At 31.4% G+C, this 15327-nt stretch carries 16 protein-coding genes; 5 read left to right on the forward strand and 11 right to left on the reverse strand.

Annotated elements, in window-relative coordinates; genetic code table 11:
- Positions 1-144 precede the first annotated feature (144 nt).
- A complete protein-coding gene (locus ACP15M_RS03300) occupies positions 145-1461 on the reverse strand; it encodes an anthranilate synthase component I family protein (protein ID WP_425075747.1) in 1317 nt (438 codons plus the stop codon).
- A 79-nt stretch (positions 1462-1540) separates the two neighbouring features.
- On the opposite strand from ACP15M_RS03300, the gene ACP15M_RS03305 reads away from it, so the two are divergent.
- Positions 1541-2905, forward strand: coding sequence for a DEAD/DEAH box helicase (locus tag ACP15M_RS03305; RefSeq protein ID WP_425075748.1), 1365 nt, complete (start codon positions 1541-1543; stop codon positions 2903-2905).
- Between the two features lie 148 nt (positions 2906-3053).
- Here ACP15M_RS03305 and ACP15M_RS03310 read toward each other — a convergent pair whose 3' ends face one another.
- From ACP15M_RS03310 to ACP15M_RS03330, 5 genes are all read right to left on the reverse strand, one after another.
- Positions 3054-3881 carry a mechanosensitive ion channel family protein gene (locus ACP15M_RS03310; RefSeq protein WP_425075749.1) on the reverse strand — a complete coding sequence of 276 codons (828 nt, stop codon included), beginning with the start codon at positions 3879-3881 and terminating at the stop codon, positions 3054-3056.
- A 27-nt stretch (positions 3882-3908) separates the two neighbouring features.
- Complete coding sequence (locus ACP15M_RS03315) at positions 3909-4085, reverse strand: hypothetical protein (protein ID WP_425075750.1); 177 nt, start codon at positions 4083-4085, stop codon at positions 3909-3911.
- Positions 4085-4657: an RNA polymerase sigma factor gene (locus ACP15M_RS03320; RefSeq protein WP_425075751.1), complete on the reverse strand. Its 573-nt coding sequence runs from the start codon at positions 4655-4657 to the stop codon at positions 4085-4087. Before ACP15M_RS03320 ends, ACP15M_RS03315 begins: the two co-directional genes overlap by 1 nt.
- Positions 4658-4829: 172 nt before the next feature.
- On the reverse strand, positions 4830-6080 hold the full coding sequence (locus tag ACP15M_RS03325) for an alpha/beta hydrolase-fold protein (protein WP_425075752.1): 1251 nt from the start codon (positions 6078-6080) through the stop codon (positions 4830-4832).
- Between the two features lie 14 nt (positions 6081-6094).
- Positions 6095-6511, reverse strand: coding sequence for a MotA/TolQ/ExbB proton channel family protein (locus tag ACP15M_RS03330; RefSeq protein ID WP_425075753.1), 417 nt, complete (start codon positions 6509-6511; stop codon positions 6095-6097).
- Between the two features lie 181 nt (positions 6512-6692).
- Between ACP15M_RS03330 and ACP15M_RS03335 the strand changes: the two genes are divergently transcribed.
- From ACP15M_RS03335 to ACP15M_RS03345, 3 genes are all read left to right on the forward strand, one after another.
- Positions 6693-7757 (forward strand): sensor histidine kinase, encoded by a 1065-nt coding sequence (locus tag ACP15M_RS03335; RefSeq protein WP_425075754.1) that lies wholly within the window; start codon positions 6693-6695, stop codon positions 7755-7757.
- Complete coding sequence (locus tag ACP15M_RS03340; protein WP_425075755.1) at positions 7747-8463, forward strand: LytR/AlgR family response regulator transcription factor; 717 nt, start codon at positions 7747-7749, stop codon at positions 8461-8463. The genes ACP15M_RS03335 and ACP15M_RS03340 overlap by 11 nt, the downstream gene beginning before the upstream one ends.
- 67 nt (positions 8464-8530) lie before the next feature.
- Positions 8531-9121, forward strand: a complete 591-nt coding sequence (locus ACP15M_RS03345) for a hypothetical protein (protein ID WP_425075756.1) — start codon at positions 8531-8533, stop codon at positions 9119-9121.
- 127 nt (positions 9122-9248) lie between these two features.
- Here ACP15M_RS03345 and lpdA read toward each other — a convergent pair whose 3' ends face one another.
- From lpdA to ACP15M_RS03365, 4 genes are all read right to left on the reverse strand, one after another.
- On the reverse strand, positions 9249-10649 hold the full coding sequence (gene lpdA, locus ACP15M_RS03350) for a dihydrolipoyl dehydrogenase (protein WP_425075757.1): 1401 nt from the start codon (positions 10647-10649) through the stop codon (positions 9249-9251).
- A 230-nt stretch (positions 10650-10879) separates the two neighbouring features.
- On the reverse strand, positions 10880-11650 hold the full coding sequence (locus ACP15M_RS03355) for a LuxR C-terminal-related transcriptional regulator (protein WP_425075758.1): 771 nt from the start codon (positions 11648-11650) through the stop codon (positions 10880-10882).
- A gap of 47 nt (positions 11651-11697) precedes the next feature.
- Complete coding sequence (locus ACP15M_RS03360) at positions 11698-12324, reverse strand: CPBP family intramembrane glutamic endopeptidase (protein ID WP_425075759.1); 627 nt, start codon at positions 12322-12324, stop codon at positions 11698-11700.
- A gap of 18 nt (positions 12325-12342) precedes the next feature.
- Positions 12343-12804 carry an Lrp/AsnC family transcriptional regulator gene (locus tag ACP15M_RS03365; protein WP_425075760.1) on the reverse strand — a complete coding sequence of 154 codons (462 nt, stop codon included), beginning with the start codon at positions 12802-12804 and terminating at the stop codon, positions 12343-12345.
- Positions 12805-12970: 166 nt separating this feature from the next.
- Here ACP15M_RS03365 and ACP15M_RS03370 point away from each other — a divergent pair, with 166 nt between their 5' ends.
- Entirely contained in the window at positions 12971-14197 is a 1227-nt protein-coding gene (locus ACP15M_RS03370) for an aminotransferase class I/II-fold pyridoxal phosphate-dependent enzyme (protein WP_425075761.1), read from the forward strand.
- Positions 14198-14249: 52 nt separating this feature from the next.
- Here the strand turns inward: ACP15M_RS03370 and ACP15M_RS03375 are convergent, their stop codons facing one another.
- The gene (locus ACP15M_RS03375; RefSeq protein WP_425075762.1) at positions 14250-15272 is read right to left on the reverse strand and encodes a metal-dependent hydrolase; all 1023 of its coding nucleotides are present in this window, start codon (positions 15270-15272) and stop codon (positions 14250-14252) included.
- Positions 15273-15327 lie beyond the last annotated feature (55 nt).

Below are 15327 nucleotides of genomic sequence, written 5' to 3' on the forward strand. Positions count from 1 at the left end.
TTAGATTGTTAGATTGTTAGATTGTTAGATTGTTAGATTGTTAGATTGTTAGATTGTTAGATTGTTAGATGAATCTACAATATTTTTTAAATCAATTAATAACAACTTTTTTTACTTTCAACTTTTAAACTTTATAACTATTCATTATCCTTCCAAAACTTCACGCATTGCTTTTGCTTTAACGAGACATTCTTCATATTCTTTAAGTGGATCACTTTTAGCAGTAATAGCTCCTCCTACAGAGTAAGATACATATTTTTTAGATGCATTGTATAAAATACTTCTAATGACCACATTAAAATCGAAATCTTGATCTGGAGTAAAATAGCCAACAGCACCAGAATACAATCCGCGTTTGGTTTCTTCAAGCGTTTCAATAATTTTCATTGCTGAAATTTTTGGTGCTCCTGTCATGCTTCCCATAGGAAATGTACTTTTAATAACTTCAACTGGACTTATGTCTGGTTGTACTTCTGAAACTACAGTAGAAATCATTTGATGCACTTGCTCAAAGGTATACACCTTACAAAGCTCCTCAACCTTTACACTTCCTTTGGTTGCCGTTTTAGACAAATCATTTCTAACTAAATCAACTATCATAACATTTTCACTACGCTCTTTAATATCTTCGGAAAGTATCTTTTTAAGCTCATCATCTTCCGTTTGATTTAACGATCGTTTTGCTGTGCCTTTAATGGGTTGTGATACGATTTTAGTGCCTTCTTTTTTAAGATAACGCTCAGGAGAAGCCGACAATAAATACTTATCATAAACTCTTAAAAATGTTGCGAAAGGTGGTTTTGAAATCCGATTAAGATTATTGTAGATCTCTATTGGATGAATCGATGTGTTTTCGGCATAAAACTCCTGACAAAAATTAGCTTCGTAAACATCTCCTCTTTGAATGTGAGCCAACATAGCATTTACTTTGTCAAAATATGCATCCTTATGGATACGTAATTTGATTTTGATGTGCTCTGATAGACTTTGATTTTGAGACTTCTCGACTGCGCTCGAAGGGACAACAGACTCAATTTGTTTTAAATCGGTTTCTAATTCATCAGACACAAAGTTTAAGTACTGAATTTCTAATTCATTTCCTTTAAGTAAAAATATTTTTTTAGGTTGAAAGAAAAACAATTCTGGAAAATGTAAACCATCAAAATTACGAGATGATAATTGTTCGACATCATTTTTTAAGTCGTAAGACAAATAACCAAATAACCAGTCTTTTGTTGAAGATTGATAAACTTTTAATTGTTCAAAAGCATCATCGTAATCGGTGTGAATACTTGTAAATGCTTCAACTGCTAAAACAGCATCATAACTTGAATATTGCTGTTGGTAGTTATTAGAATCTAACCAAACGACTTCTTCAAACTGAGTGCTCCAACTTAAGAGTTGATCTTTAAAATCTTTAGGATTAGAAATATGTTTCCGTGTAAGTGTTCTCAATGCCATTTTATGATGCACAAAAATACAGAATTAAAGCGATGAATAACAAGTATCATATTCCGAAGTAAAAAAGTACCTTTGCATCATGGAGCAAGACATCACTTTTCAGGATTTAAACTTAAACACACCTCTTTACAACGCTTTAGACGATCTAGGATTTATAAAACCTACTCCTATTCAAGCGCAAGCTTTTAACATGGTCGCTTCAGGAAAAGATGTTGTTGGTATAGCACAAACTGGTACAGGAAAAACCTTTGCTTATATGCTGCCAATTTTGCGTCACTTAAAATATTCTACTCAAGACAATCCAAGAGTTCTCGTTTTGGTTCCTACAAGAGAGCTTGTAGTTCAAGTTGTTGATGAGATAGAAAAAATAGCAAAGTACATCAATGTTCGTGTTTTAGGTGTTTATGGAGGCACTAATATCAACACTCAAAAGCAAGCTGTAGCTCAAGGACAAGATATTATTGTTGCGACTCCAGGACGATTGTTTGATCTAGCTGTAAGTCGTGTTTTACAATTAAAAAGTATTCAGAAATTAGTTATTGACGAAGTAGATGTAATGTTAGATTTAGGTTTTAGACATCAATTACTAAACATTTTTGACATCTTGCCTGAGCGTCGACAAAACATCATGTTTTCGGCAACTATGACTGATGATGTTGATGAATTAATTACCGATTTCTTTATCAAACCTCAACGTGTTACAATTGCAGTTTCGGGAACACCTTTACACAATATTGAACAACAACGCTATGATGTTGAAAATTTTTATACTAAGGTTAACCTTTTAGAATATCTATTACACGACTCTGAATCTTACAATAAAGTCTTAATATTTGTAGCTTTTAAAAAACTTGCAGACAAACTTTTTGAAGAGTTAGAAGAGCGTTTCCCAACCCAATCTTGTGTAATACACTCTAACAAAACACAAAATTACAGATTGCGAAGCATTGAGCAATTTAGAGCTGGAGAGAACAGAATTCTCATTGCTACAGATGTTATGGCTCGTGGTTTAGATATTGAAAATATTAGTCATGTTATTAATTTCGACACACCTAAATATCCTGAAAACTACATGCATCGCATTGGTAGAACAGGTCGTGCAGAGCAACAAGGACAAGCACTTACGTTTTCAACAGAAAAAGAACAAGAAGCGATTGAAACGATTCAAGACTATATGGAAATGCAAATTCCAGTTATAGATTTTCCTGAAACTGTTGAAATTTCAAAGCAACTCATAGAAGAAGAGCGTCCGCAAATTAGAGAACGCAACAATCCTACAAAACGCAAATCTGATGAGGAACCTGGAGCTGCATTTCATGAGAAAAAGGACAAAAACAAAAAAGAGAATTTAGGAGGTTCGTATAAATTTAAAATTGCTGCTAAGTACAAGAAACCCAAAACTAGAGGAGATAAAAATTACAACAAACGCAATAAGAGGAAATAGCTGTTGGCTGTTGGCTGTTGGCTGTTGGCTGTTGGCTGTTGGCTGTTAAAATATAAAAAACCCTTTCCATAAAAATGAAAAGGGAAGCGAAAAATCTTCAAATTGTTAGAGCCATATAATTGTACTAACCTTTAACCCTAAAATTATATTAATCCATAACTTTTATCTGATTTTCCACTATATCTTTGATAGGCACCACATGTTTCCCTTCAGCGTTTTTTAAAACGACAGAAATATTACTAATCTCAACAACCTCATAGATATCGTTTTTAAATTCAATCTTCTTACCTACTTCATAGGTTTTTCTCGTATAAAATGTTCTTAGCAAATCTGCTATAATTTCACGAGCACCTAAACCAAACGCTATAGCAAACGACAATAAAAATGCAGCAAGAATCATGGTTAGATTGCTGGTAATAATTTCTGTATTAACGCCTGCTTGATTTAAAGCGGTTATTGAAATAAAAATAACCAACAAGAAGAATACGATTTGACTGATAATTTTTCCGCCTGACAAATCCATTGATTCGAAAAAGGATTGCAATCCTTTCTTAACAAAATTTGCGAATAATAAACCTAGAGTAAAAATGACTAAGGCTACAAATAATTGAGGTACATATCCTAAAAAGTTACTGATTTGCTCAGATATAATCTTTAGGTTTAAAATATCAGACACCACAATAAGTATCATGATATAGATCATCCATTTTACAAAGGTTGATACAATTTTTATCGTATCGAAATTAAGTTGTTTTCCTTCTACAATTTCAATTTCATTTAGTTTATCGTCAAGCTTATTAGCTTTAGAAAGCTTTAGTGCTTTTTTAATGATTTTAACAATAAGTTTAGACACTAACCAACCAATAATTAAAACGACTATTGCTCCTATTATACTTGGAAATATTTTCGTCATTTCTAACCACATCGTAGAGAGCGATTCCATGGCTATATTTTTATACTCAGTTATTGTATTCATTTTTAATTGATTATTTATTAATAGCGATTATTTTTTATCTCGTTTATTCATTACTGTTTCGATAACATCTCCAAGGTTATAAGAGAATAATTCTGCTAATTCCATTAATAATTTTGCAATGGCAATATCGTTCATCACCTTAGATTTTAACTCTGGTGGAACAGCTTTTAATGGCTTATTTATGTCTTTAAAAGGATTCTCCATCACGCAAAATTCTTATTATAAACGGTTAGCAATTTATCCTTAGCACGTTTAATTCTCATTTTAACAGCACTTTCTCCAATATCTAAAACACTTTCCATCTCTTTTATAGAGAGATTGTCTTGGTATTTTAGCAATAGTATCATTTTTTCATCAGGCGATACGAGTTCTAAAGCTTGTTTAAGCTTATCTAACCTCATATCACTAAAGCCTTCATCATTTGGTTCTTCTGAAATATTTTCAATATCTGTATAATCTACAGATTGCTTTTCAAATTTTTTAGCTGTATTTCGAGTGACATAATTCACACAATGATTATACGTAAACGCATATAACCATGTTGAAAATTTAGACTTCCCTTTGAAGCTTGCCAGCTTCACAAATAGCTTTAAAAACACATCCTGTGTTAAGTCTTTTGCTTCGTCTTCATCTTTAGCAAATCCATAACATTTGTTATAAACTAAAGACGCAAAACGATCGTACAAAACTTCAAACAGTAAAGTATCATTGTTTTTAACAATGTTACTCACTAATTCTTCATCAGTTTGTTTGCTAATTTTCTCTAAGGGTTCCAAATATTTTGGATTGATTATAAAGGTTATTATTAAGACACTTGCTTTATTGAAAAGTCACATTAAAACATTAAAAAAAATAAATTTATCAAAATTCACTCAAACTTTTGAATCAGAAAAACAAAAAAAAGCGAACTATATAAGTTCGCTTCACATAAATAAAAAATAGCTTTATTTAGTCACCTTGTAGAGTTTTTATACGTGTTTTTAGTTGTTCGGTGTTATTTATGTTATAAGCCTTACTAAGATATTTTATGGCTTTGTCAATCTCGTTAACAGATTCAAAATAATCTGCTAACACTTCGTAAGCCATAGTACTCTTAGGATAATACTCTATAGCTTTATGCATAAACAATTTGGCTTTTTCTATTTGTTCGGTTTGAAAATACATATGCCCATAACCTATAAAAAGCTCTTCTGCCATTGGTGGCACAATATATCCAAAATGATTTTTATAGATGACCTCTTGTGATTTTAATAGTGCGTTTAAAGTTTCAATGGAAGTTTCAGGATTGTTATACATTTGAGGATTTTTAAATTGATACCATTTAAATAATTCAACTAATCCGTCTCGAATAGCTGGCAATGGAACAGTGCCATGTAAATCTTCAGGATATACTTTCCAACTAAATTGGAGTCCGTTTTGTTTATTAGCTAAGGCACATTCAGAAAACTCTACAATTGAACGCGAAAACAATGTAAATTCTGAAGTGTTCTCTTTAAGGTTATCTATAGTAACTGTTTCATCATACATGTGCAATTGTTCTGCTGCCATAGCCACAAAAAGAGATTTATTTTTAAAGGTTTTGGTTTTCAACAAAACTTTAGCTTCTTTCAATAGTTTTTGGTTATCCCAATCTAAACTTGGGTCAATCGAGATATAATTATTAAAAAGATGAGTATGGTTTATCAATACATTTATAGTAAATAAACCAGCATACGAATGTCCTATTAATGTTTTATAACTTGATGTTTGATAATCTTTATCAATTTTTGGCATTAATTCGTCTTCAATAAATTGCGTAAACTGTTCTGCTCCTCCAGATTGAGCATTAAAAACACTTCCTCTTTTGGTTTCGATTTTTGATGTGGTCAAATCATGTGTTCGGTTTTTTCTATTAGAGATACCTACTAAAATCATATGAGGCATATAATGTCCCCAATAATTATTATAAACGACATCTAAATTTGATTTTAAAGAAAATCCATCTAACATATAGACCACAGGATACTTTGTGTCATTTTTCGGGTTGTAATTCTCTGGTAATTTCACCCAAAACTTTCGGTAATCTTTTAATATTTCTGAATACACACTATCAACAACCTCTGCATTTGCTTGAAAAGCCTCGTGATTAGTTTGAGCATAAGTTGATAGCGTCAAAAAAGTTAAAATGATTAAAACTGCCAATTGATATGTTTTTGCCATACTAGTAGAGTTACTTATTTTGTGTTAGAGTCTAATACCATTCTTAAAACCAAAATCCCTATTCTGGCGACAACAAAAGAAAAAAGTCCGAATGTAGCTGTTAACAACGATACTTTTAATCCACCAGCAAAGATAGATGGATCAGGATTACCCATTGCTTCAACCGAATCAAACGCAGTAATTAACCCTAAAACAGAGCCTAAAAAACCCAACACCAAACCTAATAAACTTGAGTCTATGGTAAGTTTTAACATTTTATGTGCCTTTTCAGAAGATTTCCTAGATTGAATAAATCCAAGTATCAAAAATCCTACTGACATGAGTAAGCACAATAAAATAAGTGTCATAAAAAGCGGACCACCTTCAACAAAAATATTATTAAAAATAGCAAGCGAAACCATTGAGTTTAGCATTTGTGTTAATGTTATCATAGTTTTAAATTTAGTTAAACATATCCAAACATACATATCAAATCATGTAAAACTATTTTAATGCGACCAACAACCTGTTTTCTTTTGGATTCTACATAACTGTCAAAAACCTTACTAAATTGGTTATTCATCTCTAATGCATTTGCTTCAGAAGAAAAAATACTAATATTGCACAACAACTATGATTTCTCAACAACTCATATTTAGAAAGATTGCTCAAGTTTTACTTCATTGTATATTCTGGATTGGTGTTTTGTTATTTTACTCCTATTTTTTTGAAACCAATACCAGTAATCGCGAAGACACTTTTCATTTTGCCTTGTTTCTAATGCCAATAACTATTGCAACCACTTACGTTGCCACTCACAAACTTATTCCAGATTACCTAATCACCAAACGTTATTGGAGGTTTGTTTTATATAGCACATATACCTTTATTGTTTCGTTATACCTATTGTTTGTTTCTATTTTCTTCAGCCTGATTTACATCTCAAATTTTCAATATGCTGAAATGAATCCGCTTACAAAAAGTGTTTTAATTATAATGACTGCAGTTTATCTGGTTGTTATTATTGTTAGTGCTTTTAAACTCCTGAAACTTAATTTAAAACAAACTTCAAGAGCAAAAACTCTAGAAACTAAAATCTTAGAAACGCAACTCAAACTTAAAGAACAAGAATTGAATTATTTAAAGATGCAAATTCATCCGCATTTTTTATTTAATACTTTAAACACTATGTATGGTTTTGCTCTTAAAAAAGCCAACCAAACACCAGATATGATATTGAAATTATCAAACCTTTTAGATTACTTATTATATCAAGCTAAAAAACCTTCAGTTTTGATTACTGAAGAAATTGAGCACATAAAAGATTATATCGACTTAGAGAAAATGCGATTTAACAACACTTTAAATATTGATCTTAACATAAACATTCAAAATGAAAACTTAACCATTGCTCCAATGCTATTACTTCCTTTTGTTGAAAACAGTTTTAAACATGGTAACCTTACACATGGAATTCTAGATATCAATATCACGTTAGAAGCAAACTCAAAAGCCATCACATTTCAAGTTGAAAATACTGCTACAAAACCTCAAAACTCAAATTCTGGTATTGGTTTAGAAAACATAAAAAAACGATTAGAACTACTTTATCCTAACACCTACGAATTGCACATTTCAAATCAATTAGGCATTTTTAAAGTCATTCTAATTTTAAACACTTTGCAACATGACAGCTAACAAACCCATTTCGTGCTTGATCGTTGATGATGAAGCCATTGCCAGAGACATCATTGCAACACATTTATCTAAAATTAATAACATTAATATAGTAGATAGCTGTAGTAATGCTACTGAAGCTTTTAATGTGATAAGCAATACAACAATCGATTTGGTATTTCTTGATATCAACATGCCTCAAATTTCGGGTATTGCCTTTGCAAAATCTATCAATAGTGATATTAAAGTTATTTTTACAACTGCTTACAGAGATTATGCTGTAGAAGGTTTTGAACTAAAAGCAGTTGATTATTTATTAAAACCCATTTCGTTTGAACGTCTGCAAAAAGCTATCAATACTTATTTTGAAGTACACACAAAATACAATCACAATCAAGACTATACCAATGACAATTCAAATTTCATTTTTGTAAGATCCAATCGAAAAATGATTAAGGTAGATTTTGAATCTATCATCTACATTGAAAGTTATAGTGACTATCTAAAAATTCATACCACAGAGCAAACCATTGTAACCAGAGAAACCATAACAGCAATTGAAGCTAAGTTACCAAAATCTCAATTTTTAAGAATTCATCGCTCTTATATTATTGCTTTAAATTGTATCGATTCGTTTACATATGAACAAATTACCATTAATGAAAAATCGTTAACAATTAGTAGAAGTTATAAAAACGAAGTCTTACAATTTTTGCAAAAATTTTAACGTTATTCAATAAAGCTTCTTTTATTGCGTTGGACTATTATTAGTATTTTTGAACAAAGCCTAATTAATGTCTGAATACCTACACAAACTTTTACCAAATCTCAAACCATTTAATTATGATCGTCATCACGACACTCTATTTATTAATAAGGAATGGGTTTTAGTAAATGGGATTTCTAAGAAAAAATCGGTATATACTTTTAAAGATGAAAACATCTTGGAAATTTCAAGAAAAGCATCGGTAATTAAAACCTCATGGACACTAAGTTTTAATAATATTTTCACTATTGAAACCGAAGATGGTATCATTACTGTAAAAGCATTTTTTAAAGATGATGATATTTTAGTTTTGAATCATCAAGACAAAGACGATTTCGCTTTATTCATCAACACAACTAACCATCTAGAAGACTTGAATAGCGTAGAAGACATTCAAGATTATTTAAAGGAAAAATACAAGCAAAAAGTATCTAACCTAATTTACGAACACGAATTCTATTATATTGAAAAATCAAAAGAATTTGGACCTTTTACAGTTGAAGCCCTTTCAAAAAAGGTTAAAAATGACGACATAAGTGCTTATTGTTTTGTAAGAGATATTAATGAAAACGATTACAGCAAACGACTTCGAATCATCGATTTAATTAAAGAACTATAATCTAAAATAAAAAAGCGAACCACACTTCGACTAAGCTCAGTGACTAGATTCGCTTTTTATTATAAGATTCCTCGATTTTCTCGGAATGACAATCTATTTATTACTAGAATCTGAAAACAAGTTCAGATTAAACATGTAGTGCTCTATCGTCTGTTGCTGCTAAAGCAGCTTCTTTAATCGCTTCAGCAAACGTTGGATGCGCATGCGACATACGAGAAATATCTTCAGCAGATGCTCTATATTCCATAGCTACAACAGCTTCAGCAATTAAATCGGCACAACGTGCTCCAATCATATGAACACCTAAAACTTCATCTGTATTTTTATCGGCTAATATTTTTACAAATCCGTCAATATCACCACTAGCTCTCGCTCTTCCTAAAGCTCTAAATGGAAATTGACCAACTTTATATTCGGTTCCTGTTTCTTTTAATGCTTCTTCCGTTTTACCAACTGCTGCAACTTCTGGCCAAGTATAAACCACACCAGGAATTAAATTATAGTCAATATGTGGTTTTTGTCCTGCTAAAGTTTCCGCAACAAAAACACCTTCTTCTTCAGCTTTATGAGCTAACATTGCTCCTTTTATCACATCACCAATCGCGTAAATATTAGACACATTGGTTTGCAAGTGTTCATTAACTTCTACTTGACCTCTATCATTTAATTTTACTCCTGCAGCTTCAGCATTTAAACCATCAGTATAAGGACGACGTCCAACAGACACCAAGCAATAATCTCCTTTAAATTCAACAAGCTCTCCTTTTTTGTTTTCAGCTTTTACAATCACCTCATCACCATTACGCTCAACAGATTGCACTTTGTGCGACACCATCATTTTACATTTGGCTTTCTTAAAGACTTTATTTAATTCTTTAGATAAACCAGCATCCATCGTTGGTAAAATGCGATCCATATACTCAATCACAGTTACTTCTGCACCAAGACGTCTGTATACTTGTCCGAGTTCTAAACCAATAACTCCACCACCAATAATCATTAAATGCTTTGGAATTTCTTTGAGTTTTAAAGCTTCAGTAGATGTAATAATACGTTCTTTATCAATAGTAATAAAAGGTAAACTTGATGGTTTAGAACCTGTAGCAATAATGGTATTTTTTGCTTCAATTTCGCCTGCATCTTTACCTTCTATCTTGATATGGGTTGCATCTTTAAAGCTTCCTAAACCTTCATAAACGTCAATTTTATTTTTCTTCATTAAGAAATCAATTCCTCCTGTAGTTTGATCGACAACGGCTTGTTTGCGAGCAATCATTTTTTCAAGATTCACTTTGATATCGCTAGGAATTTCAATGCCATGATCTTCAAAATGTTTTGTTGCTTCTTCATAATGATGAGAAGAGGACAATAAAGCCTTACTAGGAATACAACCAACATTTAAACAAGTACCTCCAAGTGTTGAATATTTTTCGATTATTGCTGTTTTCATGCCTAGTTGCGCACAACGAATTGCTGCTACATATCCACCAGGACCAGAACCTATTATTGCTACATCGTATGATTTCATAAAGTATTTTTTTATCGGTTTTTAATTCAAATACAAAAATACAATTTTGATTAATGATTTACTAGTATTTTTAAGTGTTTACACAAGCACAAAAAAAGCCCATTCATTTTTAGATTTTCATAAAAACCTAATCCGAATGAGCGTATTTTTTCCCTCTTGAATTAATAACAGTTCAAAATTCTGTTTTTTCTTTTAATCAAGCAATACTCAATTTGAGTATTTGTTATTAATCATATAAAATGTTGATTCATTTTAAGCATTCCAACAAGTTCTCCTGTAGAAGAGACATTAAGTTTTTTGAGAATATTTCTTCTGTGCGTATCAACAGTATGCGGACTTATATTCAATTTTTCTGAAATAGTTTTACTAGAATGATCTAACAAAAGTAGCCTTATAACATCACGCTCTCTGTTGCTAATACCATCACTAAGCAATTTTTGAGAAAAATTGTTGTAATAAATAGTTTCGTATTCATTTTGAGCATTTAGCAATTTAGCAGATGCTGTTATTTTCATTTTAATACTTGAATCTAATACAGTATAATGTGCTAATCCAATAATTGGTTTCCCTTCTGAATCGAATGCTAAAGGTGTGGTATTCTGAATAATATTAACATAAATACCGTCTTTATTTTTGAATCTAAAATTCCACGTATAATTTGCTCTATCTCGATCTGCAACTGGAATATTCCCTAGAGTAAACTCCATAAGTTGGTTTAATGCAGAAAGCCAACCTTCAATGTCTTCAGGATGAATTCTTGACCAGAAATAACGCATACCTTTACTACTCATTTCATTAGAATCAAGTCCTAAACACGCATTAAAATTCTTACTAATATATTCAAACGTTAAATTTTGAGTGTTTGTGATACAAAAGAACGTAGAACTGTATGGTAAAAACTTATCAAGTTCTATCATCTTTTTAATATGTTCTTTAAGCAGTGGTTTTTCGTAAGATTCAAATATAGATTTATAAAAATCTTTAATTCGATGGTATTTCATAGTATTGTTCAGCTGTATTTAGAGCATTATAAAAGTACACGTTTTTTTTAACTAGGAAACCCTAGCATTTCTCCCATTCCAACAGTAAACAACCAACAACCATAGATAGCGTGTTCGATAGATACTAAAAATGTTGATTTTGTTTTTTTAAATGTTAGTGCAAATAAAATTCCACCAATAAAAGTTAAAACCATTACCAGGCCGTTTCTAAAAAAGATATGAGCTAATGAAAACAAACTCGCATTTAGTAAAATAAAAAATTTTTCATTTTTGAATATATGTTGATACCGTTGAAAGAAAAATGTTCGATAAATTAATTCTTGAGGATATACTGAAAAAACACTGTAAATAAACAAGATAACCATCCAAAGTAACGGTTTATTCTTAATTACTACGAATAGGTTTGATTTATCTACAAACCACATATACGCTATTGTTAGTATAACAATCCCAAAAAACTGAAGCATTATTCGTTTAAAGAATGCCTTCCAATTAAGATTAGGTGACATTTTAAATTGGTTTTTTTCAACTCTAAGAAGTACAAAAAGCACATAGATAAATCCAACAATTCCAATAATCATTTTAATAACCACAGGATATTGAACTGCAAAACTTACAGGTACTAATATAAAAATGATAAAAAATTCTGTGAGCTTATAAATTGTGGTTTGCATAGCATACATATAAATAATTTATAATTGAATAGCAGTAGTGTGTTTCACTTGATTGATCATAAATGCACTATGTGTGCTTCCAATATGACTTATTTTAGTCAATTTTTTCACCATAAACTCTCGAAATTCGTCCATATCTGCTACAATAACTTTAAGCAAATAATCATAATCACCACTAATATGATAACACTCTAAAACTTCTTCGAGCTTTGCTACTTCTTTTTCAAACTTAACGACGTAGTCTTTACTGTGTTGAACTAGCTTAATACTACAAAATGTCACAAAAGCTTTATCGACACTTTTTTTATCAATCAAAGCTACATAATTAGAAATTACACCTTCACGTTCCAACTTCTTAATGCGCTCATATACCGCTGTTACTGAAAGCCCTAGTTTATTAGACAACTCCTTATTAGTTTGTTTACTATCGTTTTGAATTAACCGCAACAAGTGCTTATCTACATCATCTAATTGAATCATCTCTTGATTTTTTTTCTATTAAACATAATATCTCACAAAAAATATAATAAAAATAACCATAAAAAGCATATAATATAGTTTTATTTTCTAAAATATCACAAAGTGATTGATTTATAATCTAAACATTACGACTTTTGAAGTGAATAAAACTAAAAAAACTTAAGTAATGGGCTTTAAACCAGCAAATAACATACAAGACCTACAATATTTTGGAGAATTTGGAGGAGTTAACCCATCGGTTTCCGACTCATCAACCTATACATTTCTTTCGGCAAAAACCATGTTTGACACCTTTGAAGGTAATGCAGATGGATGCTATCTGTATTCACGTCACTCTTCACCTTCTAACCTATATTTAGGTGAAGCTTTAGCTGCTATGGAAGGTACCGAAACTGCAAATGTATCAGCTTCAGGAATGGGAGCGATTACTCCTGTTATTATGCAACTTTGTGGTGCAGGTGATCATATTGTGTCAAGCAGAACCATTTATGGAGGTACATATGCGTTTCTAAAAAACTTTACACCTAGATTCAATATTGAAACCTCATTTGTAGACATAACCAAATTAGACGTTGTTGAAGCTGCAATTACTAAAAACACAAAAGTATTGTACTGCGAATCTGTAAGCAACCCTTTATTGGAAGTTGCAGACATTAAAGGCTTGGCCGAAATTGCTAAACGTCATAATCTAAAATTGGTTGTTGACAATACGTTTTCTCCACTGTCTATTTCGCCTGTAAAATTAGGAGCAGATGTGGTCATCCACAGTTTGACTAAGTTCATCAATGGTTCTAGTGATACAGTTGGTGGTGTGATTTGTGGTACTCAGGAATTTATTGACGATTTAAGAAATGTGAATGATGGTGCTTCTATGTTATTAGGTTCAACTATGGATAGTTTACGTTCGGCTTCAGTTTTAAAGAATTTAAGAACACTTCATATTCGTATGCAACAACACAGCCATAATGCTACATATTTAGCTGAAAGATTTGAGCAAGACGGACTCAAAACTGTGTATCCAGGTTTAGCATCTCATCCTTCTCATGAATTGTTTAAATCGATGATGAATGAAAAATATGGTTTTGGAGGTATGCTAACCATTGATGTTGGAAGCTTAGATAAAGCCAATGCGCTTATGGAAATGATGCAAGAAAAAAACTTAGGTTACCTTGCTGTTAGCCTTGGATTTTATAAAACCCTATTTTCGGCACCTGGAAGCTCAACCTCTTCTGAAATTCCTGAAGAAGAACAAGCCGAAATGGGATTGAGTGATGGTTTGATTCGTTTTTCTATAGGATTGGATGCAGATATTGAGCGTACCTACAACATGATGCGTGAATGTATGGAAACATTGAACATACTAAACAAGAAAGAAACAGCTATTTTAAGCTAAACTATATTTATTTTGTTACAAAAAGCCTTTTGAAGATAATTTAAAAGGCTTTTTATATGCCTTTTATCCTTGTCCAAAGCGACATCATAGTAAACTCAAAATCTTCCATTTCAGGTTCAAAAGGCTTCATATCTAAACGCTCATTTTTTTCGTATAGCTTCAGATTAAAAACGGGTTTATAGCCTGCTTTGGTATTCACCATAGGATATCTTAGATCATAATAAATGTATTCCGTTTCAGTAGTTTTCTCTACATTATAATAATCATTGCTAAACCAAGCTAGGCATGAAATATCGTCATTATATTTTGAATCTTTCAATCGCTTTTTAGGAATAGTTTTCCATTCTGAAAAACGATTACTCCTATCAAGCAATGAATAAAAAGCCACTTGATAGTCACTTTCAGTTTCTGCAATACCATACCATAAAATATTATTTAAAATAGAAGGTTGTGTGCTAAATCTAGTATGCAAAATCTGATTTTCAGATAGTGATGACTTAAAAACAGCATCAATATAAATCTTGTTCACTAAGGTAAACATCATATACACAGAACTTAAGCCAATACCAAGTTGCAACCAAAATTTACGCTTTGTGTTTTGCCTTTTAAAAAACATCACTACAATCATACACAACAAAAAAGGAACAGTATATCCTAAATCTGCCACAGCAATATTATTAAAAGCCACGCGATAACTACTTATTGGTGCAAATAGTTGCGTTCCATAAGGTGTAAAACAATCTAAGATTGGATGTGTAAACAAAGACCAAAAGAATAATAATACCCAATCTTTTTGAACTGTAGTATCTTTTCGTCTACCATAATTATAGAGTCGATGTACCAACCATCCTAGAGCAAAAGCAGCAATAAAAGCAAAGAAAATAGAATGCATAAATCCTCTATGAAAAAGCATGGCATCAATCTCATTTCCATACAAAAGGCTTCCTATAAAAACATCTAAATCTGGTATTGTTCCTCCAATTGCACCAAAAAGCAAAGCTTTGTTACCGATTTTTTTTCCTAAAACAGCTTCTCCACAAGCAGCTCCTAATACAATTTGAGTTAATGAATCCATCGCAGTTTATAAATGACTGACAAAAATACGGAACTTAATGAATTTGCAATTCGCT

It is taken from the genome of Psychroserpens sp. S379A, from assembly GCF_049800755.1.
Taxonomy (GTDB): Bacteria; Bacteroidota; Bacteroidia; order Flavobacteriales; family Flavobacteriaceae; genus Psychroserpens.

What these genes read in the sequence shown, in the direction of transcription:
- ACP15M_RS03300 (WP_425075747.1), bottom strand. Translation starts at nt 1,461, where the DNA reads ATGGCATTGAGAACACTTACACGGAAACATATTTCTAATCCTAAAGAT.
- ACP15M_RS03305 (WP_425075748.1), top strand. Translation starts at nt 1,541, where the DNA reads ATGGAGCAAGACATCACTTTTCAGGATTTAAACTTAAACACACCTCTT.
- ACP15M_RS03310 (WP_425075749.1), bottom strand. Translation starts at nt 3,881, where the DNA reads ATGAATACAATAACTGAGTATAAAAATATAGCCATGGAATCGCTCTCT.
- ACP15M_RS03315 (WP_425075750.1), bottom strand. Translation starts at nt 4,085, where the DNA reads ATGGAGAATCCTTTTAAAGACATAAATAAGCCATTAAAAGCTGTTCCA.
- ACP15M_RS03325 (WP_425075752.1), bottom strand. Translation starts at nt 6,080, where the DNA reads ATGGCAAAAACATATCAATTGGCAGTTTTAATCATTTTAACTTTTTTG.
- ACP15M_RS03330 (WP_425075753.1), bottom strand. Translation starts at nt 6,511, where the DNA reads ATGATAACATTAACACAAATGCTAAACTCAATGGTTTCGCTTGCTATT.
- ACP15M_RS03335 (WP_425075754.1), top strand. Translation starts at nt 6,693, where the DNA reads ATGATTTCTCAACAACTCATATTTAGAAAGATTGCTCAAGTTTTACTT.
- ACP15M_RS03340 (WP_425075755.1), top strand. Translation starts at nt 7,747, where the DNA reads ATGACAGCTAACAAACCCATTTCGTGCTTGATCGTTGATGATGAAGCC.
- ACP15M_RS03345 (WP_425075756.1), top strand. Translation starts at nt 8,531, where the DNA reads ATGTCTGAATACCTACACAAACTTTTACCAAATCTCAAACCATTTAAT.
- lpdA (WP_425075757.1), bottom strand. Translation starts at nt 10,649, where the DNA reads ATGAAATCATACGATGTAGCAATAATAGGTTCTGGTCCTGGTGGATAT.
- ACP15M_RS03355 (WP_425075758.1), bottom strand. Translation starts at nt 11,650, where the DNA reads ATGAAATACCATCGAATTAAAGATTTTTATAAATCTATATTTGAATCT.
- ACP15M_RS03360 (WP_425075759.1), bottom strand. Translation starts at nt 12,324, where the DNA reads ATGCAAACCACAATTTATAAGCTCACAGAATTTTTTATCATTTTTATA.
- ACP15M_RS03365 (WP_425075760.1), bottom strand. Translation starts at nt 12,804, where the DNA reads ATGATTCAATTAGATGATGTAGATAAGCACTTGTTGCGGTTAATTCAA.
- ACP15M_RS03370 (WP_425075761.1), top strand. Translation starts at nt 12,971, where the DNA reads ATGGGCTTTAAACCAGCAAATAACATACAAGACCTACAATATTTTGGA.
- ACP15M_RS03375 (WP_425075762.1), bottom strand. Translation starts at nt 15,272, where the DNA reads ATGGATTCATTAACTCAAATTGTATTAGGAGCTGCTTGTGGAGAAGCT.